Source organism: Rhizobium phaseoli (assembly GCF_003985125.1).
Lineage (GTDB): Bacteria > Pseudomonadota > Alphaproteobacteria > Rhizobiales > Rhizobiaceae > Rhizobium > Rhizobium phaseoli.
Genome location: NZ_ML133565.1, coordinates 346,922 through 371,108, shown reverse-complemented (window position 1 = coordinate 371,108; position 24,187 = coordinate 346,922). Strand labels below are relative to the sequence as shown.

The following is a 24,187-nucleotide window of genomic DNA, read 5'->3' as shown; positions in this document are numbered from 1 at the left end:
ATTACGGTCCTTCGGTCTCTCTGATCTTCTGCCGCGAAGGCTTCTCCCCCGTGGTTATTTCGATATCGGGCGCAGCCGCCCCGGCAGCTTGACCACCTGCGAGGCGTGGCCGGTCGAGATCGCCGCTTTCCCCTGCGCCTTGAAGCAGCGCCGCGTCGTCCCTGTCGTCTTGATCGAGCAGGTCCTGCAGCGTCTCATGCTCGTCCTCGCCAGCCAGCTCGTCGCAGGCTTGCATCCAATGGCGCAGGTCCGCCCCTTCAGGGCGGCCTTCGGCCTCCCAGATTTCGTAGGCCCGCCGGCGTATCTGTTCGTGTTTGTCTGTGGCCATGATCTTCTCCAGTTCCGACCTGACCTCGCAAGATGCCGAAAACTAGGCCGCCATCTGCCGGCAGCTTTCAGCGCAGCTCCGGCAGGCATCGACACACGCCTGCATATCGCCCATTCGTTCGCAGTCGGCCGCGCACTCCGTGCAAATCTCGGCGCATTCACGGCAGGTATGTTTATGGTGATCGGTGCCGATCAGCATGAAATGCGCGGACGTGCGGCAAATCTCGGCGCAGGCCATCATCAGCCTGAAATGCGCAGGCTCCGTATGCTTTCCACCTGCTTCGAGACAGTGGCTCATTGCCGTGCGGAGACAAACGCCATAGCAACGCAGGCAGTTGTCGATGCATTTCTGCATTATCGGATCCATCTCATGCATGTTCTTCCTCCAATTCATCGCGCGGCGACCAAATCGAGCGGCCGTGTTTCAAGGCGTGTTGATGGTGGGAAGAAAATCCTCCACCTGCTTGCGCACATTCTTTGGAAGCGTCTCCACCCGTTCCTGCCAGAAGCGTTCGGCCGCCGGCGGATCCTCTTCCCATTGGCGAACAGTGGTGATGTTGTCGTCGATCTTGGACCGGCGCCGCCCCCCGAGGCTCAGATACTCTTTCGCAAGTTTCAGGCTTGGAGTTTCAGCGCTGGTATCGCGATCCAGGGTCGAACCCGCATTGCGCCGGGCTGCGTCCGATGCCCTCTGGCGATCGACCTCGGCCCTTTGCGTATCGAAGGAGCGCGCGTCGTCGGTTCCGCTTTCGGGTGGCGTGCTGATTTTCGAAGTGTTCATGGATCACCTGTCGATGCTGTGATCCATTAACCTTCGCCAGCCGTGAGAGTTCCGCAGGCTGGCGATTGATTTGCGCGGGGCAATCAGTGAACGGCCATACTGACCATGCGATACGGGTGCACGGCCTCGAACTGCGAGATCATCGCCGTCGCCTCGAGCAGCACGCGCTCGGCATTCTCGGGATCGTCCCGAGCGAGTTCGTCGGCGTTGACGCGGATCGCTTCGGCCATGTTGTTCGACAGCACAGCAAATTGCATATTCCCCTCGACGAGGGCCTCGCGCGCCGTATCCTCCAGCGTGCGAGCGATATCGACGAAGATTTCCTCGCGTTCCTCGATGCTGAGGTCTTTGATTATATTGGTCTTCTCTTCCATGTCACTCACTCCTAAAAGACGTGGGACGTTGATCGAGCTCATCGAGCCTCGATCGCCTGAGAGCTAGGAACGCCGATGTCCGGATTCAAGCCGGAACACAGTTTTGAACTCGTCTTCCAGACGAGGGGATGACCATCGTCATTAGGTCGAACGCAGGAGCCGGTCTTCTGTTCCCGCGCGGGTCATTAGCAGTCACCGGTAGCGAGTGCTAATTTTTCTGCGTCGCCCCTTGAAATCGAAAAACCATCGAACCAGATCAAACGCGCAAGGCGCGCGACCTTGCACCCGCCCGGACCTCGTCATCCGGTCCGGTCTGGCGAACAACGTCATCATTGTTTGTCGATGGAGGAAGACATGTCGTTCCGACCGCTTCATGACCGCATTCTCGTCCGCCGCGTCGATTCTGAGGAAAAGACCAAGGGCGGCATCATCATCCCCGACACCGCCAAGGAAAAGCCGCAGGAAGGCGAGGTCATCGCCGTCGGTCCCGGCGCGCGCAACGATGCCGGCCAGATTCAGGCGCTCGACGTCAAGGTCGGCGATCGCATCCTGTTCGGCAAGTGGTCGGGCACGGAGATCAAGATCAACGGCGAAGAGCTGCTGATCATGAAGGAAAACGACGTGATGGGTATCATCGAAGCCCGGAGCGAAGGAAAGCAGGCCGCCTGAGGCGCTCAGGACGTGGTCAATGCTAGCTGCCTATGAAGGAGTGAGGACATGGCTGCTAAAGAAGTCAAATTCAACGTCGAAGCCCGCGAGAAACTGTTGCGCGGCGTCGACATCCTGGCCAATGCCGTCAAGGTGACCCTTGGCCCGAAAGGCCGCAACGTCGTGATCGACAAATCCTTCGGCGCGCCGCGCATCACCAAGGACGGCGTTTCGGTCGCCAAGGAAATCGAACTCGAAGACAAGTTCGAAAACATGGGCGCCCAGATGGTCCGCGAAGTCGCTTCGAAGACCAGCGACATCGCCGGCGACGGCACCACGACTGCGACGGTACTCGCCCAGGCGATCGTCAAGGAGGGCGCCAAAGCCGTTACCTCAGGGATGAACCCGATGGACCTGAAGCGCGGCATCGATCTCGCCGTCGCCGCCATCGTCGCGGAACTCAAGGCCAACGCCCGCAATATCTCCAACAATTCCGAGATCGCCCAGGTCGGTACAATCTCCGCCAATGGCGATGCTGAAATCGGCCGCTTCCTGGCGGAGGCGATGGAAAAGGTCGGGAATGACGGCGTCATCACGGTTGAAGAAGCCAAGACCGCCGAAACCGAACTCGAAGTTGTCGAAGGCATGCAGTTCGACCGCGGTTACCTCAGCCCCTACTTCGTCACCAATGCCGACAAGATGCGGGTCGAGTTCGAGGATCCCTATATCCTGATACACGAGAAGAAGCTCTCGAACCTGCAGTCGATGCTCCCGATCCTCGAAGCCGTCGTCCAGTCCGGCAAGCCGCTCCTCATCATCGCTGAAGACGTCGAAGGCGAAGCCCTTGCAACGCTCGTCGTCAACAAACTGCGCGGCGGCCTGAAGATTGCTGCCGTCAAGGCTCCTGGCTTCGGCGATCGCCGCAAGGCCATGCTCGAAGACATCGCCGTGCTCACCGCCGGCACCGTCATCTCCGAAGACCTCGGCATCAAGCTCGAGAGCGTCACGCTCGACATGCTCGGTCGGGCGAAGAAAGTGTCGGTTGAGAAGGAGAACACCACGATCGTCGACGGTTCGGGCGCCAAGTCCGACATCGAAGGCCGTATTGCGCAGATTAAGGCGCAGATCGAAGAAACCACCTCCGACTACGATCGCGAGAAGCTGCAGGAACGTCTTGCCAAGCTCGCCGGCGGCGTTGCCGTCATCCGCGTCGGCGGCTCGACGGAAGTCGAAGTGAAGGAAAAGAAGGACCGCGTCGACGACGCGCTTCACGCCACCCGCGCGGCCGTCGAGGAAGGCATCCTGCCAGGCGGCGGCGTGGCGCTGCTGCGCGCCGTCAAGGCGCTTGAAAATGTGCAGACCGCCAATTCCGAGCAGCGCGTCGGCGTCGATATTGTTCGCCGCGCACTTGAGGCGCCAGCGCGCCAGATCGCGGAGAACGCCGGCGCGGAAGGCTCGGTGGTCGTCGGCAAGCTGCGTGAAAAGACCGAGTTCTCCTATGGCTGGAACGCCCAGACGGGCGAATTTGGCGACCTCTATGCGCAGGGCGTCATCGATCCGGCCAAGGTTGTTCGCACCGCGCTTCAGGATGCGGCCTCCATCGCCGGTCTTCTCGTCACGACGGAAGCCATGGTCGCCGAGAAACCGAAGAAGGATGCCGCTCCGCCATTGCCCCCCGGTGCCGGCATGGATTTCTGACAGACGATAGATCGGCCCGCACGCCCCGCCGGGCGGGCCTCTTTCGAGGGAATGAAAATGGTTCAAACGATCGTAAACCGATCGCAGGTGCCGCTGGACTCCCGCGATCTGGCAACCTGCCAGCAGGTCTTCGACAAGCTCAGCGTCGACTATGCGGTGGCAAGGGACAGCGACGAAGCCGAACGAATGGCGAGCATCATCATCGAGCTCTACCGGCAGGGCGTGCGCGACCCCAACCACCTGCAGTCGATGGTCGAGGCGGCCCGCGGGCTCTTTGAAGCGGACGGTTCGGTCAACCGACCGGCGGCTACGTCCAGCAGTTGACACGCCGCTGACGACGCCTTCACGAGCGGCATGGGCTTGCCGCTCGCTCCGAAAATCGATTCCGATTTTTGAGCCGATGCGCTAGTGACAGGGCTCAAGCGCATTCTGAAGGTTTCGAAATGATTCCACGCCTCCAACCGAGGGATTCCATCCCTCTTCCAGCCGCGGGGTTTTTCCAACGGCTCGTCGAGGCGGGGTTTACCGGCGATATCGAGACTGGTGCGGCGAGCAGGACGGTATTTTCCACCGACAATTCCATCTATCAGGTCGAGCCGAACGGCATCCTTTTTCCGAGGAACGTCGAAGACCTGCAGGTCTTGGCGGCCGTCCTGTCGGAACCGGCCTTCCGGGAGATCCGCATCGCACCGCGGGGTGGGGGCACCGGCACCAATGGCCAATCCCTGACGTCTGGCGTCGTCGTGGACTGTTCGCGGCACATGACTTCCATTCTCGACATCGATCCCGTCCGAAGGATTGCGCGTGTGCAGGCGGGCGTCGTCAAGGATGAGCTGAACCAGGCCCTGAAGCCCTACGGCCTGTTCTTCGCGCCCGAACTCTCCACCTCCAACCGCGCCACCATCGGCGGCATGATTTCCACCGACGCCTGCGGCCAGGGTTCCTGCCTCTACGGCAAGACCAGCAAACACGTCCTCGGACTGCGCATCATCCTTATGGACGGGTCCGATTTCTGGTCGCGCCCGCTCGACGCAGAGGCGCTCGCGGGGATCGCCGCGCGCGAGGATCGTGTCGGTGATATCCACAGGACGGTCGAACGGATCGCGCGGGAAAAGCACGAGCGGATCGCTGAGATCTTTCCGAAGCTCAACCGCTACATGACCGGCTATGACCTCCCCCATGTCAGGCGCGGCGACGGATGCTTCGACCTCAATGCCGTTCTCTGCGGCTCGGAGGGAACGCTGGCGATGATCGCCGAAGCCGAGCTCAACCTTCTGCCGATCCCCGCCCATGCGGCGCTGATCAACATCCGCTACGAGGACTTCAACACCGCCCTGGAGGACGCGCGCAACCTGGTGGCGTTGAAGGTCGCCTCGGTGGAAACTGTCGACGAGACAGTGCTTGGCCTTGCGAAGAGCGATATCGTCTGGACCGGCATCGCCCGCTTCCTTCCCGACGATCCGGGCAGTTCGGCTAGCGGCATCAACATCGCCGAAGTGCTGGCCGACGATGAAGAGGAACTCGAACGCAAGCTTTCCGCAGTAACCGCGTCGCTCGACACGGGCGCGACGACGCGCCATGCCGGCTATACGATCGCCCGGGGCCATGCCGATGTCGAAGCGATCTGGTCGATGCGCAAGCGAGCAGTCGGCCTGCTCGGAAACGTGGAGGGGCCGGTCAGACCCGTCGCCTTCGTCGAGGATACGGCCGTACCACCGGAAAACCTCGCGGCCTATATCCGCGAGTTCCGCGCGCTTCTCGATGGCGCCGGCCTTTCCTACGGCATGTTCGGCCATGTCGATGCCGGCGTGCTGCACGTGCGGCCGGCGCTCGATCTGACCCGCGACGACCATATCAGAATGGTGCGCGAGATCAGCGACGCCGTCGTGGCCCTCACCCGCAAATATGGCGGTGTGCTCTGGGGCGAGCACGGCAAGGGCGTGCGCTCCGAATATGTGCCGGAATTTTTCGGCGATCTTTATCCCAGCCTGCAGGAGATCAAGCGGGCTTTCGACCCCGACAACCGGCTCAATCCCGGCAAGATCGCAACTCCTTCTGGCGAGGCGCTGACGAAGATTGACGACCTTCCATTGCGGGGAGATACCGACCGCATCATCGGCAACGAGATCCGCTCCGCCTTCGACAACGCGACCTATTGCAACGGCAACGGCGCCTGCTTCGATTTCGACGAGACGAGCCCGATGTGCCCGTCCTACAAGGCGACCCGCGACCGTCGCTTCTCACCCAAGGGCCGTGCCGCGCTGATGCGGGAATGGCTGAGGCTGCTTGCCGAGAAGGGCATCGACCCCCGCCAGGAGGCAAAGCGCCTGCGGCGGAGCATTCCGTTCGCCAGCCTGGCGCGGCGCGCCTTCAATTCGCTGAACCCGGCAAACCGGGACGACTTTTCTCATGAGGTGCGCGCGGCCATGGACACGTGTCTCGCCTGCAAGGCCTGCGCGGGGCAGTGTCCTGTGAAGGTCAGCGTGCCGGCCTTCCGTTCCAAATTCCTGGAACTCTATTATGGACGTTATCTCCGTCCGCTGAAGGACCCGCTGGTCGCGGCGATCGAGACCACCCTGCCCTTCGTCCGGCGCATTCGGCCGGCCTATAACCTCGTCGTGGGCACGCGCGCCGGCAGAACAATGATGCGCATGACCGGCCTGACCTCCCTGCCGCGCCTGCCGCAAATCTCGCTCGCAAAGGAAGCCGCCCGCCTCGGCGTGCCGCTTGCGACACCGCAATCGATCGAAGCCCTGTCGCCGCAGGAAAGGCAGAAAAGCGTGGTTTTCGTCGCCGACGCCTTTACCGCCTATTTCGATCCCGATGTGGCGCTCGCAGCCATCGCGCTTGCCCGGAAAATGGGGCTGACGCCCTTTCTTGCAGCTTCCCACGTCAATGGCAAAGCCCTGCATGTCCATGGCTATCTCGGACGCTTCGAGGCTGCGGCCAAGCGGACCGCGCATTATCTGCAGCGTCTGGATGAAGCGGGCGTGGCGCTCGTCGGCCTCGATCCCTCCATGACCCTTGCCTTCCGCAGCGAATATAAGGGATTGCTGAAGGCGACGGTCCTGCTTCCACAGGAATGGCTCGCCGCCAACCTCGACCGTCTCACCGCCTCGCCTTCGGCCATCAAGGGCCGCTTCCGATTGATGCCCCACTGCACCGAACGCACCAATGCGCCGGCCTCCGTCGCACAATGGCAAACAGTGTTCGACAGCCTCGGCGTCGAGCTTCAGGCGGCGCAGACCGGCTGCTGCGGCATGGCCGGCACCTTCGGACACGAGGCCCGCAACCGGCAGATCGCAGAGCGCCTCTACGCGCTGAGCTGGAAACCGGAGCTCGATGCGGCCGGCGATGCCGATATCCTTATGGCGACAGGATATTCGTGCCGCTCCCAGGTGAAGGAAATCGACGGCCGGCGGCTGCCGCATCCGCTCCAGGTCATCGCCGGGATCATGTCGGAAACGGCAGATCTCCGGCATTCACACAAGACAGCTCCACCGAGCTGACGACAAAAGGCCGGCAGTAGCCGAGCCGCTCGCCAGTTCACGCCACGGCGGCGATCGCGTCGCCGTCATTCGGCAGCAGCCGCGCCACGGCGCTCAGGAGATCGGTCTGCGATATCAGGCCGAGGATCCGGTGGTCATCATCGATGACGATGACGGCATGGGTCCGTCCATCCGTCAGAACGGGCAGCAGCGACAGCGCGGCATCGGATGCTCTCGCCACCGCCGGCTTGGAAAGTGCATGGGCGATCGTATCGCCGCTCGCAAACAATTCCCTGAGGCCGACGGTGCCGACCAGACGGCCCTCCGGATCCTTCACCGGCAAGGTGCGGATATTGTGTTTGAGGAGAAGCTGCCGTGCGGCATCCGGTTCCGCAGCCTCGCCGATGGCGATCACATCGCGCGACATGATATCGGCACAACTGATCTTGCCGTTTGAGCGGATGGCCGCCTGCAACTCGACCTGTTGCAGCAACCGCCCGAGATCGGCCCGATCGATGTCGAAGGTTTCATCGAGCGCTTCCAGGGCAGCGTCGACATCCTCCTCGCGAAAGCCCACCCGCACGGCAGATGGCAGATCGATTGTCTGATGGGTATTTTCCGCCGGCTTCGGTACGACATGCGGGTAGTTCCGCTTGGAGAGCTTGTGGAACAGCAGGCCAAGCGCAACGAGAATGCAGGAGTTCAGGGCGACGGGCACGAAGGGAAAGAGAAATCCCCAGCCGGCGACGACGGGACCGCCGAGCACCGCGGTCAGCGCCGCAGCCCCTCCCGGAGGATGGAGCGATCGCGTGAACGACATCGCTCCGATTGCCAGTGAAACGCCGACGCCAGTTGCGATGATCGGATCTCGAATGAAATAGGCGGCAATGATGCCCATCATGGCGGAAATCGTATTGCCGCCGATAATCGACCATGGCTGCGCCAGCGGGCTTGCCGGCACAGCAAAAAGCAGCACCGCCGAGGCGCCCATTGGCGCGACGATCAACGGAAGATGCGGTCCCTGGCCGAACAGATAGCCGCTGATGACGCCGGTAAGACCGATGCCCAGCAACGCGCCGAAACAGGCGATCAGCCGCTCTCTTAATGTCGCACCGGCCAGGATGGGCGAAAACAGGCGAAAGCGGCGAAAACGGCTCGGCGCTACCTTCGGGGAAACGGGAAATTGCATGCTAAGACCAATTATAAGCGAGGATTGTCTGGCGGGCGAAGGAGAAGACGGAGAAACTAGTTTGTCGCCAGTCGGATCTCTCTGCCCTTTCTAGCGCTGAGGACCTCGTGAAAGGCACTGAAGGCGCTGGGGCGATTATCCCGACGGTAGACCAGCAGCGTCTCGACGGGGCCGAGCTGATGGGTCTGGACAGCGGTCGGCCAGTGCATGAGCTCGAGCACGGATTTCGGCATCACACCCGCGGTGTTGCCGGTCGCAACGCTCGCCAGGATCGCGTGGTAGGAGCCGAGCTCGCTCGTCGGCAGGGCGGTCGATTTGCGCGCCCAGTTTTCGGCAATCCTGCGATAGGTGCAGCCAGGCTCCAAAGCGGCGAGCGCTCCGACACGCAGGTCGGCGGCCGATTTGATGGCGGGATGTCCTGATGGCAGCACGATCAACAGATCTTCGACAAAAACCGTCTCTTTTTCCAGCGCCTTGAGTTCGGCATCGAAATCCAGGTCATCCTCCCGCATCGTCTTCGGCGGCCGGGCGATCAAGGCGCAATCCAGCGCGTCGGCCAGAACATCGCGGGCGAGATCACGGGACGCGCCCATCGTCAGATGCAGTGACACTTCAGGCCACATCTGGTTGAACTGCGTGAGCGCCGCCGGCAGGCGGCTTGCCGCCGTGCTCTCCATCGTGCCGACCCGCAATGTTCCGGATGGGGCAAGCGGCCGCACGGCTTGGCGCGCTTCGAGCGCAAGCGCCATAAGCCGGTTGGCATAGGTGAGAAACGTCTCGCCTTCCCGCGTCAACGTCATCTTCTTGCCATCCCGGCTGAAGAGGGAGGCGCCGAGATCCTCCTCCAATTGCTGGATGCGCGTCGTCACGTTCGACGGCACTCGCCCGACGGCCTTGGCCGCCTTCGTCACGCTGCAATCGCTGGCAACGGCGAGGAATATTTCGATTGACGAAAGGTCCAATGAAAAGATCTCGTTTCCGGAATTAACCTTGGGGATAGTTCTCCATATCGAAATCATCACCATGCCTCAAGTCGCAATACGACATAATTTGCCGATCGAGCGAGGCTGGGTACGGCTGCCGAAAAAAGGGTCGTGCCGCCGCGGAAATAGCCAAGCGGAGCCCGCCGCTGTCGTTATCGGATGATGATTTCGAGGTTTGCGACTGGCACGGCGTTTGCATCTGCGATTCCACCTGCAGATTGATCGGGGACGGCCCCATGTTGCATCTTGTCTTGACCTGTCTTCTTCTAAGCATCGCCTCGGGCCTGAGCATGCGGCGTTTTCTCCTGCCCTATTTCCCGAGCGGCGATCTGGCGGAGAAGTCCGCTCCCGCGACGATGGTCGCCAGCGCCGTCTTTCTGGCAACGATCGCTCTCACCATCTCCGATCAGGAACTTTGGGCGAAATCAGTTATTCTGATGCTCGGCCTTCTGCTGGCAGCGATGTTCGACGACGGCAGGCCCAAGCTGACCATTGCCGTCTCCGCGGTCAGTCTGGCGGCCTACCTCGGACTGCGTTCAATCAACTGAGCGACGACCCGCGGCGATGAAACACGTCGCCCTCTCTAGTGTCGAAATGCCGGTCGAGGCGCTGCATCCAGAGACGAAAATCATTCGTCAGCAAAGCCACATCGTACAGCCATTCCGCGCACAAGAGCTGCCAACGACCTGTTTCCTTGTCGTCGAGCAAAGCGCGAACTCTTTGTCGCAACGCTTCAAACGCCTCGCTTGGAGGATAGGGTGCAGGGCGGTGCGATGCTGGATGCAATGGATGTTCCATGAGGCATGCTCCTCGATGATCGGTGCATTTCAAATATATCGTACTACGATATAATTTCAAGATGTCTGGAACGAGCGCTTCGAGTCTCGAAGGCGACGAGTGCACTGCGTCGGGACCGGGGCAGCAGAACGATTTACCGACCGCGGCGCATCATATCTGTTGAAGAATGCTCTGGGTGTAATTCTCATCTGTCGAACGATAATTATGCGTCCAGCTTCGGGGGAACCGGAGAGGCGTTCCATGCGCCTCGACATCCGGGAAGACACCGCGGACATATTCGAGGGTCACCGATGAACAGGTGGGCAACGATCATCGAGAGAGAGCCGGCAGGAAGCATCTGGACGGAGTGGTATGCCTGGCATCCCGTCCTGCCGGTCGACGACACCATCTACTGGCTCGAGACCGTATACCGGCGCGAATCTCCGGATGGTTTCTGGCAATATCGCTCGTTTCGGCCCGAATGCCAGCGCGCTCAGGCTCTGGCATCGCTGCCTCTCTGTCCCGGCGCTTGATTCACCCGAGCGCCTGGCTGACGAGCGCATAGGTCTTTGGCTCGTGCATCCCGCGGCCTCCCGGTACCGGAAGCCAAGGCTCGCCCAGCGACATGGTCGTCACGATATCATAAATCGGAAGACCGCAGCGGGAGAGGAAATCGGCAAACGTCCCGCCTTTTTCGCGGGTATCGAGGCGCAGGAATGCTCCCGCATGTTCAACCACATGCGGATGGACGACGGCGATCGCGTCTGCGTCATTGCCTGCCACGACCGGGCCGATGACATGGCCGCGCCCGAACCTGCGGCAAAGAGAGAAGGCCTCGACCCGGCCGGCGCGGGTTAATACGACACCTTTGGAATTGGCAAGGAGGCGCGCCAGCAGCAGCGTGCGATCGGCGCCGAAGGCGATGGAATCCAATGCGGCGATCGCCTCCAGGTCATCGGCTTCCACCGCCCGTATTGCGGCACCTGGCGGCAGTTCCATATCCGGCGGCAAGATTGCTTCGCCATGGCATTGGAAGACCGACGCTTCGTGAACAAAATTCAGGGACAGATAAAGGCGCCGCGCCGCCCGCGTCGCGTTCAGCCCAAGATTGCGCCCGGCAACCTGATCGAGCGCGTGGCCCATCAGCCACTGCCCGGCGCCGTTGGCCTGCAGGCGCGGCGAGGTGATGACCATGCCGATGGTCGCGAACCGGCCGTCATAGGGAAACCACATCGCTGAGCCCAGGATGCGGCCGATTTCGTCGATCGCAGCGATGCCGTGGCCGAAATCGCGCAAGAACTGCCAGTCTTCGCGGCGATGCGGCCAGGCGACGGACATTGAAAGCGCGTGCAGCTTATCGATATCCACGCTGTTAATGTCGGCAATGCGCGTCTCGAAACTGTCGACGAACCTAGATTCAGATGTCAGTGCGCTCACTCCCGCCCTCCTGCCGCATTTTCTGGCCAAGCCCTTCGGGGAAAGCCGCCCCACGGAAAAACCTTTATCGAGAATAGGACGGATCGCACGATACAATTCACTGGCGAGGCCCGCGCAAACACAACAATCGACCAAATCCGATACGCTTTCGGCAAATAAAGCCTGCGCCGGTCTCTACAGTCATTGGCAGACCCCGACCGGCCGACGGCGCCGTTGACCGCAAGAGCCCGGTTGCACCCGACATCCCGCGCCGTGAGGACGCCCATGCAGGCAATTGAAATTCTCGAAAGGCTCGTCGGCTTTCCCTCCGTCGTCGGTACGCCGAACGGCGAAATCGTCGCCTGGATCCGCCACTATCTCAAAAGTCACGGTATTGCCGCCACCGAGCTTCCCGGCCCCGAGGGTGACCGGTCGAACCTCTTCGCGACGATCGGGCCGGTCGAAGCGCCGGGTTATATCCTCTCCGGCCATATGGATGTGGTCCCTGCCGCCGAGGCCGGCTGGAGCAGCGACCCGTTCCGCCTGCGGGCTGAAGCGGATCGCCTTTACGGCCGCGGCAGCACCGACATGAAGGGCTTCCTAGCAGCCGTTCTTGCCGCCGTGCCGGCGCTCGCAGCAACGCGGCTCCGCCGGCCCATTCATCTTGCCTTTTCCTACGATGAGGAGGCCGGCTGCCGCGGCGTCCCGCACATGATCGCACGCCTGCCGGAACTCAGTGCCCGCCCGCTTGGCGCGATCATCGGCGAGCCGAGCAACATGCGGGCAATCCGCGCCCACAAGGGCAAGGCCGCCGCCCGGCTGACGGTCAGGGGCCGGTCCGGCCATTCCTCCCGCCCGGACCAGGGACTGAACGCGATCCATGCCATGACCGGCGTCCTGGCTTGCGCCAATGTCGAAGCCGCCCGGCTGACACACGGCCCATTCGAAGATGTGTTCGAGCCGCCCTACTCGTCTCTTCAGGTCGGCACGTTAAAGGGCGGCCAGGCGGTCAACATCATTCCCGACACCTGCGAGGCCGAGTTCGAGGCGAGAGCCATTTCCGGCGTCGATCCGGCCGTGCTGCTGGCGCCCCTGCGGGCGGCGGCCGAGGCCCTGCCGCCACTGGGCTTCGAGGTGGAATGGCGCGAACTCAGCGCCTATCCGGCCCTGTCGCTTGCCGCCGATGCCCCGCTTGCCCGCCTGCTTGGCGAACTGACCGGCATCGAGCCGCTCGCCGCCGTCAGCTACGGCACCGAGGCCGGTCTTTTCCAGCGCGCCGGCATCGATGCGATCATCTGCGGACCGGGTGATATCGGCCGGGCCCACAGGCCGGACGAATTCATTCACGTCAGCGAGCTCCTCGCCTGCCAGGCAATGGTCGAAGCCCTCGCCCGCCGCTGCACCGCCTGACCTGAGATCAAGGAGCCGATGCAATGACCTTTCTCTTCAATTCGGACGCGAAGCGCGGCGCCGTATTCGCCGAAGCTTTCGCGCGCGAGCTGCCCGATATAGCCTTTTCCATGGACCCGGCATCGGTCGAACCGGAGGCTGTGCGTTACCTGATCACCTGGACGGTGCCCGATGATCTCGCGCGCTACCGCAATCTCGAAATCCTGTTCTCGATCGGCGCCGGCATCGACCAGTTCCGCATCGATGCCGTGCCTGCCCGTGTCAAGGTGGTGCGCATGGTCGAGGACGGCATCGTCAGGATGATGCAGGAATATGCGACGCTCGCCGTCCTTGCGCTCCATCGCGACCTGCCGGCCTATCTCGACCAGCAGCGACGTGGCATCTGGCAGCCGATCCAACCGCTACAGGCCGCAGAACGCCGCGTCGGCGTGCTCGGACTCGGCATGCTTGGAAGCGCGGTGCTCGAACGTCTGCAACCCTTCGGCTTCCCGCTTTCCGGCTGGAGCCGCAGTCCGCGGGCGATCGCCGGCGTGCGATGCCTGAGCGGCGCTGAGGGACTCGATACGCTACTTGCAACCACCGACATTCTCGTCTGTCTGCTGCCGCTGACGGAGGAGACCCGCGGCTTCCTGAATGCCGAGCTCTTCGCCAGGCTTCCGGCCGGCGCGGCACTCGTCCATGTCGGCCGCGGCGCGCAGCTCGATCATCAGGCGCTCGCCGACGCACTCGATGCCGGGCATCTCTCCGGCGCCGTCGTCGATGTCACCGATCCGGAGCCGCTGCCTGCGGGCCACGCCTTCTGGAACCATCCGCGCATCCTGCTGACACCGCATATTGCCAGCGTCACCCAAGCCGAAACCGCTGCGGCGGCCGTGATCGCCAATATCAAGCGCCACCGGGCAGGCCTTGACCCGATCGGGCTGGTCGATCGCAGCCGCGGCTACTGATTCATTCCCCCAAATCTGCACTCGCGAAAGGAAAGCCATGTCCCTGCTCAAGACGATCGATACCAACCCCTCCCAGGCGCCGCGCGAATCCGGCCCTCTTCCCGAGCGCCTCATCTCGGGCAATCCCACCTTCAAGACCTGGGCGCAGGATGTCGCCCGCGCAGAGAGTGTTCATACCGGCGTCTGGGAGGCAACACCCGGCGAGACGCGTTCGATCAAGGGCGAGACGTTCGAGTTCTGCCACATCCTGTCCGGCCTGGTCGAACTCACGCCGGACGGCGGCGAGCCGGTGGTCTACAAGGCCGGCGACAGTTTTGTGACGAAGCCGGGTTTCGTCGGCGTGTGGAAGACGATCGAGACGGTGCGCAAGATCTACGTGACGGTATCATGACGCCGGTGCCGCGCGCCACGATCGCCTGCGGCGCGGTCGTTTCCCGACCGCAGACCGCGCGGCTTGGGCGCCGGTCACCCGCCGTAGATTTGACTGGTGGCAGTGCGCAAAACGCAATTTTCGGCCGCCGCAGCGTGATCGGTCGATGCATGCTGCTCGCCTTCCCCGGCTAGGCTTGTCCTCGGTTCATTCCGAGGACGCGCAATGACACTCAGCTTCGATCCGAACACGATCTCCCTGCCCGTCGGACATTTCATCGGCGGCCGGCTGGTTCCGGCCAAAGCCGTTATCGACATGCATCGGCCGTCCGACGGCAGGGCCTATGCCGGCTGCCCGCTTGCCGACGAGGCCCTTGTCGACCACGCCGTCGAGACGGCCGAAACAGCCTTGAAGACCAGCAATTGGGGTGGCGTGCGGCCGCGCGAGCGCACCATGGCGCTGCAGCGCTGGGCCGACCTGATCGAAGCCGAGGCGGAAACCCTTGCCAGGCTCGAAGCACTCTCCTCAACCCGCCCGGTCGGCCAGCTCGTCGCCGGCGATATTGCCGTCACCGCCGAGCAGATCCGCTTCTTTGCCGAATTCGCCGACAAGGAAGGCGGCGATCTCGTCCCGACCGACGACGCGAATTTCGGCATGATCATGACGGAGCCGTACGGCGTCGTTGGCGCCATCACGCCGTGGAATTTCCCTTTGTCGATGGCAGGGTGGAAGCTTGCTCCGGCGCTGGCGGCCGGCAATGCGGTGGTCTTGAAGCCATCGGAAATGACACCGTTCTCGACACTCTATCTTGCCGAACTTTCGGTGCGGGCCGGCCTGCCCGCCGGTCTCGTCAACGTCGTCCTCGGCGACGGCCCGACCACCGGAACCGCCATCACCGGCCATCGGGGAATTTCCAAGATCAGCTTCACCGGCTCGACGGCGGCCGGCGCGGCGATCATGGCCAATATCGCCCGCACCGGGGTGAAGCCGATGACGCTGGAACTCGGCGGCAAGAGCCCGCAGCTGGTCTTTGCCGACGCCGATCTCGATCTCGCCGCAGGCGCCATCGCCGGCAGCATCCTGTCCAATGCCGGCCAGGCCTGCGTTTGCGGATCCCGCCTCATCGTCGAGGCGAAGGTGGCGGATGCGCTTGCAACGGCATTGCTTGCCAGGCTGGCGGCCATCCGCCCCGGCCCGACCTGGGAGGAAACGACCGATTATTCGCCGGTGATCTCCGAACGCCAGATCGCCCGTATGGACGGCATCATCCGCGCCGCGATCGACGGCGGGGCCGAGTGCCTCACGGGCGGCCGCCGCCTCGACCGCGACGGCTATTTCTACGCACCGACCCTTATTTCCGGCGTCACGGCGACATCGCCGGCGGTTCTCGAGGAAATCTTTGGACCGGTGCTGACTATCCAGACCTTCGAGGATGAGGAAGAGGCGCTGAGCTTGGCCGACCATCCGGCCTATGGGCTCGCCGCCGGCCTCTTCACCCGCGATCTCTCCCGAGCGATCCGACTTACCCGCCGCCTGCAGGCCGGCACCGTCTGGGTCAACCGCTACGGCCGCTCGCGTGACCATATCCTGCCGACCGGCGGTTACAAACAGTCGGGCATCGGCAAGGATCTCGGCCGCGAAGCCTATCATGCCAACCGCAAGAGCAAGAGCGTGCTCATCAGCCTTTAAAGGAGCTGCGATGAAGACCTACAAGATCGCCCTTCTGCCCGGAGACGGCATCGGCCGGGACGTGACCGAAGCAGCCTGGTCCGTGCTCGAAAAGACGGCCGGATCGAGCGGATTTTCTCTTGAGGGGACCCGCCTCCCCTGGTCCTGCGACTACTACCTCGAAAATGGCAGCATGATGCCTGCCGACGGCATCGAAACGCTGCGGTCTTTCGATGCCATCCTGCTCGGCGCCGTCGGATGGCCTCAAAAGGTGCCGGATTCCGTATCGCTGCACGGCCTCCTGCTGCCGATCCGCAAGGCCTTCGTGCAATATGCCAATATCCGCCCGCACCGGCTATTGCCAGGCGTGCAGGGACCGCTGCGGTCTGACGGCTTCGACATCCTCTGCATCCGTGAGAACACCGAGGGCGAATATTCCGGCGCCGGCGGCCGCATCCATCAGGGCACAGACAACGAAGTGGCGATCGAAACCGCGATCTTCACCCGCAAGGGGGTCGAACGCATCCTGCGTTTCGGCTTCGAGCAGGCACGTGCGCGACGCGGCAAGCTTGCCTCGGTGACGAAGTCGAACGCACAGAAACATTCGATGGTCTTCTGGGACGAGATCACCCACGGGCTCGCTGCGGAATATCCCGATGTCGACGTGACCAGTTACCATATCGACGCCATGGCCGCCCGCATGGTGATGGCGCCCGAAAGCCTCGATGTCGTGGTCGCCTCCAACCTGTTCGGCGACATCCTGACCGACCTTGGGGCCGCGATCCAGGGCGGGCTCGGCTTCGCCGCATCCGCCAACATCAATCCCGATCGCTCGGCGCCCTCCATGTTCGAACCCGTCCACGGGTCAGCACCCGATATCGCTCATCTCGGGATCGCCAATCCGATCGCCGCCATCTGGTCGGGTGCAATGATGCTGGAACATCTCGGAGAAACGGCGGCCGCCGGAAAGGTGATGGCCGCAATCGAAACGACGACGGCGCGCGGCATCGGCGCAATTCCCGGCAAGGACAAGACCGACGCGATCACGGCATCGGTGCTTTCAGCGCTCGGCTAACGCATGTCACGCACTGCGTGCCCGCAATTGCGGAAAACAAACACGTTGACGAAAGGGGAGAAAATGGACGGATTGAGAGACGGCAGCCTGCTTCGCCAGCAAGGTCTCATCGACGGCGAATGGTGCGGGGCTGCAGCCGGCCGCACGATCGAGGTGACCGATCCGGCGACGCAGCATGTGCTGGGCACGGTGCCCGATATGGACGGAGCCGATACGCGGGCCGCAATCGCGGCGGCGGAAAAAGCCTTTGGCCCATGGCGGGCAATAACCCATGCCGAGCGCGCCGCCTTGCTGGAAGCTTGGCACGATCTGATGCTCGACAATATCGAGGACCTGGCGCTGATCCTCACCAGGGAACAGGGCAAGCCGCTTGCAGAAGCGCGCGGCGAAATCCGTTACGGCGCCTCGTTCGTCAAATGGTTTTCCGAGGAAGCGCGCCGCATCGGCGGCGCGACCATTCCCTCACCGACAGCGGATCGGCGCATTGTCGTCCTGAAGGAGCCTGTCGGCGTATCGGCGATCATCACGCCGTGGAATTTTCCCAATGCGATGATCACCCGCAAGGTGGGGCCGGCGCTCGCGGCAGGCTGTACGGTCGTGATCAAACCATCCGACCTGACCCCGTTTTCGGCGCTGGCACTTGGCGTCCTGGCGGAGCGCGCCGGCATCCCCAAGGGCGTGATCAATATCGTCACCGGCATGCCGGCCGGGATCGGCGACGAGTTGATGGCCAACCAGACCGTCCGCAAGATCTCCTTCACCGGCTCGACCCGCGTCGGCTCGCTGCTGATGCGCGGCGCGGCCGACAGCGTCAAGCGGCTCAGCCTCGAACTCGGCGGCAACGCGCCGTTCATCGTCTTCGACGATGCTGATCTCGATCTTGCCGTGGAAGGCGCAATCGCCTCGAAATTCCGCAATGGCGGCCAGACCTGCGTCTGCGCCAACCGCCTTCTCGTCCAGTCCGGCGTGTACGAGGCCTTTGCCGCCAAGCTTGGCGCGCGGGTCGCGGCCATGAGGGTCGGGGCCGGTACGGATGCCGGCACGGATATCGGGCCGATGATCAACAAGGCGGCGATCGAGAAGATCAAACGTCACGTCGACGATGCGGTGGAAAAGGGAGCTAAAATCCTCGCCACTGCGGGCTCGATGCCCGCGGGGGATCAATATGCGGCGCCTATGGTGCTTGGCGATGCGACGACCGACATGCAGCTTGCCAGTGAAGAGACATTCGGGCCGGTTGCGCCCCTCTTCCGCTTCGACACGGAGGAAGAGGCGATCCGCATTGCCAACGCCACTCCCTTCGGCCTTGCCGCCTATTTCTACACCGAGAGCCTGAAACGCTCCTGGCGTGTCGGCGAAGCGCTCGAATTCGGCATGATCGGCCTCAACACCGGCGCCATTTCCACCGAGGTCGCCCCGTTCGGCGGCGTCAAGCAATCCGGCCTTGGCCGCGAAGGCGCACAATGCGGCATCGAGGAATATCTGGAAATGAAGAGCTTTCACATCGGCGGGCTTTCCTGACCCGCGCAAAAACAAAGGGCGCCGGAAATTCATCCGGCGCCCCTGCCACATCTATGTTCTGGAAAGGTCGACCGCGCGCCTCGCTTACTTGAAGCGATCCAGCGTCTTGTAATAAAGCCCGACCATCGGCAGGAACCACGGCTTGCCGAAATGGCCGGGAACGGCGGGCCATTCGAGCCCTTTGACCGGATTGCGGTTTGCCTTGCCCATGATCGCGTCGGCCATGATCATGCCGAGATGGGTGGAAAGCTGGGCGCCGTGACCGGAATAGCCCATGGCATACCACACGCCATCGACATAGCCGGCGCGCGGATAGCGGTCCTTCGTCATGTCGACCAGCCCACCCCAGCAATAGTCGATTTCGACACCGGCGAGCTGCGGGAAGATCTCGGCGAGACTGGCGCGCAGAATATCGCCGCTCTTTGCGTCCGATCGCTGATCCGACGTTGCGGAAAAGCGGGCGCGACCGCCGAAGATCAGCCGCTTGTCCGGCGACAGCCGGAAATAGTTGCCGATGTTCATCGATGTGACGCAGGTCCGATTTCCCGGCATCGTCGCTGTGATTTCGGCATCGCTCAGCGGACGGGTGGCGATCAGGAAGCTGCCGACCGAAATGATCCGACGACGGAAATAGCCAAAGAGCGACGGCGTGTAGGCGCCGGTCGCAACCAGCACGTGGTCGGCGGTGACGGTGCCCCGCGCGGTCTCAAGGCTGTGGCGGCCGCTACCCTGCCTGTGGCCGGTCACCGCAGCCTGTTCGAAGATGGTCGCGCCGTGGCGGACGGCCGCGGCGGCAAGCCCGGCGACATAGCGGCCCATATGCATCATCGCGCTCTTCTTCGAGAGCATGGCGCCGTGAAAAGGCGACCCCACCTCGCCCTTCAGCTCGTTTGCCGTCAGAAGCGCCGTGTCCGGATCGACCTCTCTATGCACGGCTTCGAAATTGCGGGCGATGGCTTCGAAGTGCTGCGGCTTGGAGGCAAGCTTCAGCTTTCCGGCCCGACGGAAATCGCAGTCGATCCCCTCCTCGGTGATGATCGCCTCGATCGTATCGATGGAATCGTCGAACGCCCGATAGAGCGCAACGGCCCGCTCCACGCCCAGCGCGGCCTTGGCGGACAGGAAGCTATGCGCAAGGCCGTTATTGAGATGGCCGCCATTGCGCCCCGATGCGCCCCAGCCGACACGCTCGCCCTCCAGCACGACGACCTTGACGCCGGCTGTCGCAAGCTGGCGCGCTGCGGCGAGCCCGGTGAAGCCGGCGCCGATGATGGCGACGTCGTAATGTCCTTCGACAGGACCTTGGGCCGCCTCAGCAAAAGGGCGGGCCGTGTCGTGCCAGTAGGATTGGAACTGCATCCGCTTGTCTCCGTCAGAGTCCGACGACGCCCGGCAGGCCTGAAATATGCGGGATTTCGACATACCCGTAATAGGGATTGGCCGGCTCGTGGCCGCGATTGACCCAGACCTTGTTCTTGATGCCGAGATCATGCGCCGACATCAGATCGTAGCGGAAGGAGGACGAGCAATGCAGCACGTCCTGCGGCCCGCAGCCGAGCATGTCGAACATATATTCGAAGGCTTGGAAACGCGGCTTATAGGCATTTGCCTGTTGAGCGGTATAAACCGCGTGGAAGGGCGCGCCGAGCTTTTCGACATTCGACATGATCTGAGCGTCCATGGCGTTGGACAGGATGACCAGCGGAATTTCCCGCGCGACCTTGGCAAGGCCCTCGGGTACGTCTCGATGCGGACCCCAGGTCGGAACACGCTCGTAAACCATTTGCGCGGCTTCGTCGCGAAAGGTCACGCCGTTGCGCTTGCATGCCCGCTCGAGCGAATTGTGCACCACCTCGGCATAGGGTTTCCAGGCGCCCATGATCTCGTCGAGACGATAGGCGGCGAAATTCTTGATGAACTCGACCATGCGGGGCTCGTCGAGCTGCTCGCCGTAAAGGTCGCGCGCTGCTTCCGCCATCTGGAAGTTGGTCAGCGTGCCGTAGCAATCGAAGGTGATGTATTTCGGACGGAACGTGGTCATCAGCATATCCTCGAAAGATTGGAACAGGGGAACGTGTCCACAATCATAGGCACCGCCTTGCCCATGGCTTGCCTGAATCGGCGGCATCGGAAGCAGAATCTATCGTATCGAAACCGGCGTTTGGCAGAAGGTTGCGCGCTCCCGCAGACGCATCATGCCGTCAAACTCGATGGTCCACGACGCGAGGACGGGTTCAATCGTGGTCGTGGTCATGATGCGAGGGAAGATCGAGGCCGAAGGTCTTGACGAGATCGGCCACTTGCTCCGGGCTGAGGAAGCGGGGATTGAGGTTGCGCAGCAGCAGATAGAGCTTCGCCGTTTCCTCCAGTTCCTCGGTTGCGAAGACCGCCGCCTCCAGGCTGTCACCGGCAACGACGGGTCCATGATTGGCCAGAAGCACCGACGAGTATTTGCCCGCCAGCCCGCGGATCGCATCGGCCACCGCCGGATCGCCGGGGCGATAATAGGGCACCAGCGCCGTCTCGCCGGCGCGCATGAGATAGTATGGCGTCATCGGCGGCAAGGCGGCGCGCGGATCGATCTCCGGCAGCATCGTCAGCGCCACCGCATGCGTGGAATGAAGATGGACGATGGCGCGGGCGCTGCCGCGTGTGTCGTAGAGGGCGGTGTGAAGCGGGATTTCCTTGGTCGGCTTGTCACCGGATAGGAGCCGGCCTTCGGCATCGAGCCTTGAAATACGCGCCGGGTCGAGAAAGCCGAGCGAGGCGTTGGTCGGCGTGACCAGCCAGCCGCCGTCCTCCAGCCGTAACGATATGTTGCCCGACGAACCGGGCGTCAGCCCGCGCTCGAACAGCGACCGGCCGTATCGACAGATTTCCTCACGCAGGCGCGCGTCGGACATGACAGTTCCTCCAATTCATGCGGTCGCCCCCTCGATCAGTTCAAAGCCGAGATCGACGACCTGCGGCGGCGCATTGGCGACGATGAGTTGCGCGGCTATCTCACCGGTCGCCACGCGCGGCGTCCGGATGGTCGACAAGGGCTGTGGTATCGCCCGGCCGATATCGAGGCCGTTATAACCAAAAATCGCGAGCTGCGAGGGGATCGCGATCCCTTGGGCGAGACAATGAAAATAACCGCCCAGCGCCATATCGTCGTTGGAAAAATAGACGGCATCCAGATCGGTCGCTCGTGCAAGCAATCGCTCAAGCCCCAATCTGCCGTTCTCCACCGAGGATGGGCCGGCAAGAATTTCGCGGGCGATGAGCGGGGCGCCGGCGGCCTCGAGCGTTTCGCAGAAACTGGAAAAGCGCTTGCCGGCGCGGGTATCGCGCTGGAGGTCGTGACCGACATAGCCGATCCTGCGATAAGCCCGCTTGAGCAGGAAGGCAGCGCTCTCCCTTCCGGCCGCGCGGTTCGAGAAGCCGACTGCGATATCGAGGGCGTCGCCGTCCAGATCGAGCAGTTCCACGACCCGGCATCCGCTGGCGCGCAGCATTTTCGCCGTGCCGTCGGTATGCTCGTATCCTGCCAGCATCACCGCCGCCGGCCGCCAGGCGAGCATTGCGGCGGCGAGCGCTTCCTCCCTGCCCGGATCATAGTCGGTCACCGAAAAAACCGACTGATATCGGTTTTCCTCCAGAACGGCGCTGGCGCCGCGCAGCACATCGGGAAAGACGATGTTGGACAGCGAAGGAATGACGAAAGCGACGAGACGCGAACCGGTGGAGGCCAGCGTTCCGGCGATCCGGTTCGGCACATAGCCCAACCGCTCGACAGCGGCCATCACCCGCTCCCGGGTCTTGCCTGAAAACGAACCATGGTTGCGCAGCACGCGCGACACCGTGCTCTCGCCGACGCCGGCCGCTTCCGCGACCTCCGCGAGGGTGACCGTCGCCTGTTGTTTCAATTCCATCGTCAATTTTGAACCCGATATGAGCAAGCCTTCCGGCGCGAAGCGTCTGGCAACACCGTCACTAGGCGAGATTCATTTTTCACTACTTCAGGCAAGAAGCAAGATTTTTTTGGCAGCGCTGCCAATTTGCGGTTGGCAGCGCTGCCAAAATGAGTTAACGGGAATGGCAGCGCTGCCAAAAAGGCTCAGCGTGTCGCGGGAGGATTTGTCGGAGACCGCGGCAACGATCGGAGGAGAGAATCATGACGCTGCATACAGAGGCGCCAATCGCTGGCGCATATCCCGCAGAGGCGACGGAAGACCGGGCCTATGGCAAGGTATTCTGGCGCATCGTGCCGTTTTTGATGTTGTGTTACGTCGTCGCTTATCTCGACCGCGTCAATGTCGGCTTCGCCAAGCTGCAGATGTCGAGCGAGCTCGGCCTCTCGGAAGCTGCCTATGGCATCGGCGCCGGAATTTTCTTCATCGGCTATTTTCTGTTTGAAGTGCCAAGCAATGTCATCATGAATAAGGTCGGTGCGCGGGTCTGGATTGCCCGCATCATGATCACCTGGGGCATCATCTCCGCCGCCTTCATGTTCACCTCGTCGGAAACCGTGTTCTATGTCCTGCGTTTCCTGCTGGGCGTTGCCGAGGCAGGATTTTTCCCCGGCATCATTTTGTATCTGACATCCTGGTATCCGGCGCATCGCCGCGCCAAGATCATTACCACTTTCATGTCCGCTATCCCGGTATCCGCCATTTTCGGCAATCCGCTTTCAGGCTTTTTGATGGACAGCTTTCACGGAACGCACGGTCTGTCCGGCTGGCAGTGGATGTTCCTGATCGAAGCCGTTCCGGCCATTCTTTTCGGCGTCGCGACGTTCTTTTATCTTGATGATAGGATCGCTGACGCGACGTGGCTGGACGATGAGGAAAAGCGGGTGCTGACGGCCAATATCGAGGCGGAGAATAAAGCCAAGACAGCAAGCCCGCACAGCATCTCGGGCACGCTGACCGACCGTCGCGTCTGGCTGATGTGCCTGATTTATTTCTGCTTCGTGCTCGGGCAATATGGCCTGAATTTCTGGATGCCGACCATCGTGAAAGCCTCGGGCGTCAGCGGAAATCTCAACATCGGCCTCATTTCCGCCATCCCCTATATCTGCACATTCGTAGCCATGCTGGCGCTCGGACGTTCCGCCGACAGGCTGCGCGAACGGCGGTGGCACCTCGTCGTCCCGGCTCTTATCGCCGCCGGCGGCTTCGTTGCCGCAACGCTCGCGACGAGCACGACGGTGTCGATCATCTGCCTCTCGCTGGCTGCTGCGGGCGCCATCAGCTGCGCGCCGCTTTTCTGGTCGCTTCCGACCGCTTTCCTCGCCGGCACCGGCGCTGCGGCCGGCATCGCCTGGATCAATTCGGTCGGCAATCTCGCCGGGTTCCTCGGACCGTTTCTGGTCGGCTATCTGAAGGACTTCACCGGCACCAACAGCGCCGGCATGTATCTGCTGGCGGCCGCGCTCGTCATCGGTTCGCTGGCCGTGTTGACGGTCCCGGCTAAAACCGTCAATCGCTAAGCGACAGCCCCTCCGGGACGACTTCCGGAGGGGCACGGA

Annotated in this window: 25 protein-coding genes; 13 read left to right on the top strand and 12 right to left on the bottom strand. The window is 62.6% G+C overall.

Translation table 11 applies throughout. The annotated features are described in order from the left end of the window. Position 1 precedes the first annotated feature (1 nt). From EFD56_RS01735 to EFD56_RS01720, 4 genes are all read right to left on the bottom strand, one after another. On the bottom strand, positions 2 to 328 hold the full coding sequence (locus EFD56_RS01735) for a DUF2934 domain-containing protein (protein ID WP_064829601.1): 327 nt from the start codon (positions 326 to 328) through the stop codon (positions 2 to 4). Between the two features lie 42 nt (positions 329 to 370). Next, the gene (locus EFD56_RS01730) at positions 371 to 703 is read right to left on the bottom strand and encodes a four-helix bundle copper-binding protein (protein ID WP_064829602.1); all 333 of its coding nucleotides are present in this window, start codon (positions 701 to 703) and stop codon (positions 371 to 373) included. Between the two features lie 48 nt (positions 704 to 751). Then, positions 752 to 1,108 (bottom strand): hypothetical protein, encoded by a 357-nt coding sequence (locus EFD56_RS01725; RefSeq protein WP_012490024.1) that lies wholly within the window; start codon positions 1,106 to 1,108, stop codon positions 752 to 754. An 83-nt stretch (positions 1,109 to 1,191) separates the two neighbouring features. Then, positions 1,192 to 1,482: a hypothetical protein gene (locus EFD56_RS01720; protein ID WP_012490025.1), complete on the bottom strand. Its 291-nt coding sequence runs from the start codon at positions 1,480 to 1,482 to the stop codon at positions 1,192 to 1,194. Positions 1,483 to 1,836: 354 nt separating this feature from the next. On the opposite strand from EFD56_RS01720, the gene groES reads away from it, so the two are divergent. From groES to ydiJ, 4 genes are all read left to right on the top strand, one after another. Next, a complete protein-coding gene (gene groES, locus EFD56_RS01715; protein WP_037117842.1) occupies positions 1,837 to 2,151 on the top strand; it encodes a co-chaperone GroES in 315 nt (104 codons plus the stop codon). A 48-nt stretch (positions 2,152 to 2,199) separates the two neighbouring features. Next, positions 2,200 to 3,828: a chaperonin GroEL gene (groL, locus tag EFD56_RS01710; RefSeq protein WP_064844479.1), complete on the top strand. Its 1,629-nt coding sequence runs from the start codon at positions 2,200 to 2,202 to the stop codon at positions 3,826 to 3,828. A 57-nt stretch (positions 3,829 to 3,885) separates the two neighbouring features. After that, on the top strand, positions 3,886 to 4,152 hold the full coding sequence (locus EFD56_RS01705; protein ID WP_004678907.1) for a hypothetical protein: 267 nt from the start codon (positions 3,886 to 3,888) through the stop codon (positions 4,150 to 4,152). A 119-nt stretch (positions 4,153 to 4,271) separates the two neighbouring features. Then, complete coding sequence (gene ydiJ, locus EFD56_RS01700) at positions 4,272 to 7,337, top strand: D-2-hydroxyglutarate dehydrogenase YdiJ (protein ID WP_126904471.1); 3,066 nt, start codon at positions 4,272 to 4,274, stop codon at positions 7,335 to 7,337. A gap of 37 nt (positions 7,338 to 7,374) precedes the next feature. Here ydiJ and EFD56_RS01695 read toward each other — a convergent pair whose 3' ends face one another. Beyond that, on the bottom strand, positions 7,375 to 8,505 hold the full coding sequence (locus EFD56_RS01695; RefSeq protein ID WP_037145679.1) for an HPP family protein: 1,131 nt from the start codon (positions 8,503 to 8,505) through the stop codon (positions 7,375 to 7,377). Positions 8,506 to 8,561: 56 nt separating this feature from the next. After that, complete coding sequence (locus tag EFD56_RS01690; protein ID WP_064823995.1) at positions 8,562 to 9,467, bottom strand: LysR substrate-binding domain-containing protein; 906 nt, start codon at positions 9,465 to 9,467, stop codon at positions 8,562 to 8,564. Between the two features lie 257 nt (positions 9,468 to 9,724). Here EFD56_RS01690 and EFD56_RS01685 point away from each other — a divergent pair, with 257 nt between their 5' ends. After that, positions 9,725 to 10,036 carry a hypothetical protein gene (locus EFD56_RS01685; protein WP_012490031.1) on the top strand — a complete coding sequence of 104 codons (312 nt, stop codon included), beginning with the start codon at positions 9,725 to 9,727 and terminating at the stop codon, positions 10,034 to 10,036. On the opposite strand, the gene EFD56_RS01680 is transcribed toward EFD56_RS01685, so the two are convergent. Continuing rightward, positions 10,029 to 10,286, bottom strand: coding sequence for a hypothetical protein (locus EFD56_RS01680; protein ID WP_080574769.1), 258 nt, complete (start codon positions 10,284 to 10,286; stop codon positions 10,029 to 10,031). The two genes, EFD56_RS01685 and EFD56_RS01680, sit on opposite strands and share 8 nt — an antisense overlap. A gap of 290 nt (positions 10,287 to 10,576) precedes the next feature. On the opposite strand from EFD56_RS01680, the gene EFD56_RS01675 reads away from it, so the two are divergent. Then, entirely contained in the window at positions 10,577 to 10,798 is a 222-nt protein-coding gene (locus tag EFD56_RS01675) for a hypothetical protein (protein WP_016735876.1), read from the top strand. A 1-nt stretch (position 10,799) separates the two neighbouring features. Here the strand turns inward: EFD56_RS01675 and EFD56_RS01670 are convergent, their stop codons facing one another. Next, positions 10,800 to 11,702, bottom strand: coding sequence for a GNAT family N-acetyltransferase (locus EFD56_RS01670; RefSeq protein WP_064844483.1), 903 nt, complete (start codon positions 11,700 to 11,702; stop codon positions 10,800 to 10,802). Positions 11,703 to 11,966: 264 nt separating this feature from the next. On the opposite strand from EFD56_RS01670, the gene argE reads away from it, so the two are divergent. The 6 genes from argE to EFD56_RS01640 all read left to right on the top strand — a co-directional run bounded on the left by argE (position 11,967) and on the right by EFD56_RS01640 (position 18,672). Continuing rightward, entirely contained in the window at positions 11,967 to 13,091 is a 1,125-nt protein-coding gene (gene argE / locus EFD56_RS01665; RefSeq protein WP_126904470.1) for an acetylornithine deacetylase, read from the top strand. Positions 13,092 to 13,114: 23 nt separating this feature from the next. After that, positions 13,115 to 14,038 carry a 2-hydroxyacid dehydrogenase gene (locus tag EFD56_RS01660; protein WP_126904469.1) on the top strand — a complete coding sequence of 308 codons (924 nt, stop codon included), beginning with the start codon at positions 13,115 to 13,117 and terminating at the stop codon, positions 14,036 to 14,038. 37 nt (positions 14,039 to 14,075) lie between these two features. After that, the gene (locus EFD56_RS01655) at positions 14,076 to 14,429 is read left to right on the top strand and encodes a cupin domain-containing protein (RefSeq protein ID WP_126904468.1); all 354 of its coding nucleotides are present in this window, start codon (positions 14,076 to 14,078) and stop codon (positions 14,427 to 14,429) included. Between the two features lie 204 nt (positions 14,430 to 14,633). Next, positions 14,634 to 16,097: an aldehyde dehydrogenase family protein gene (locus EFD56_RS01650; RefSeq protein WP_126904467.1), complete on the top strand. Its 1,464-nt coding sequence runs from the start codon at positions 14,634 to 14,636 to the stop codon at positions 16,095 to 16,097. 10 nt (positions 16,098 to 16,107) lie between these two features. Continuing rightward, positions 16,108 to 17,151: a tartrate dehydrogenase gene (locus EFD56_RS01645; RefSeq protein ID WP_126904466.1), complete on the top strand. Its 1,044-nt coding sequence runs from the start codon at positions 16,108 to 16,110 to the stop codon at positions 17,149 to 17,151. A gap of 63 nt (positions 17,152 to 17,214) precedes the next feature. Continuing rightward, positions 17,215 to 18,672, top strand: coding sequence for an NAD-dependent succinate-semialdehyde dehydrogenase (locus EFD56_RS01640; RefSeq protein WP_126904465.1), 1,458 nt, complete (start codon positions 17,215 to 17,217; stop codon positions 18,670 to 18,672). A gap of 84 nt (positions 18,673 to 18,756) precedes the next feature. On the opposite strand, the gene EFD56_RS01635 is transcribed toward EFD56_RS01640, so the two are convergent. From EFD56_RS01635 to EFD56_RS01620, 4 genes are all read right to left on the bottom strand, one after another. Next, a complete protein-coding gene (locus EFD56_RS01635) occupies positions 18,757 to 20,031 on the bottom strand; it encodes an NAD(P)/FAD-dependent oxidoreductase (RefSeq protein ID WP_126904464.1) in 1,275 nt (424 codons plus the stop codon). 13 nt (positions 20,032 to 20,044) lie between these two features. Continuing rightward, a complete protein-coding gene (locus EFD56_RS01630) occupies positions 20,045 to 20,713 on the bottom strand; it encodes a haloacid dehalogenase type II (protein ID WP_012490042.1) in 669 nt (222 codons plus the stop codon). A gap of 193 nt (positions 20,714 to 20,906) precedes the next feature. Further along, positions 20,907 to 21,575, bottom strand: coding sequence for a 3-oxo-tetronate 4-phosphate decarboxylase (otnC, locus tag EFD56_RS01625; RefSeq protein ID WP_012490043.1), 669 nt, complete (start codon positions 21,573 to 21,575; stop codon positions 20,907 to 20,909). A gap of 15 nt (positions 21,576 to 21,590) precedes the next feature. After that, a complete protein-coding gene (locus tag EFD56_RS01620; protein WP_016735888.1) occupies positions 21,591 to 22,589 on the bottom strand; it encodes a LacI family DNA-binding transcriptional regulator in 999 nt (332 codons plus the stop codon). Between the two features lie 242 nt (positions 22,590 to 22,831). On the opposite strand from EFD56_RS01620, the gene EFD56_RS01615 reads away from it, so the two are divergent. Then, entirely contained in the window at positions 22,832 to 24,148 is a 1,317-nt protein-coding gene (locus tag EFD56_RS01615; RefSeq protein ID WP_064824002.1) for an MFS transporter, read from the top strand. The last annotated feature ends 39 nt before the right edge of the window (positions 24,149 to 24,187 follow it).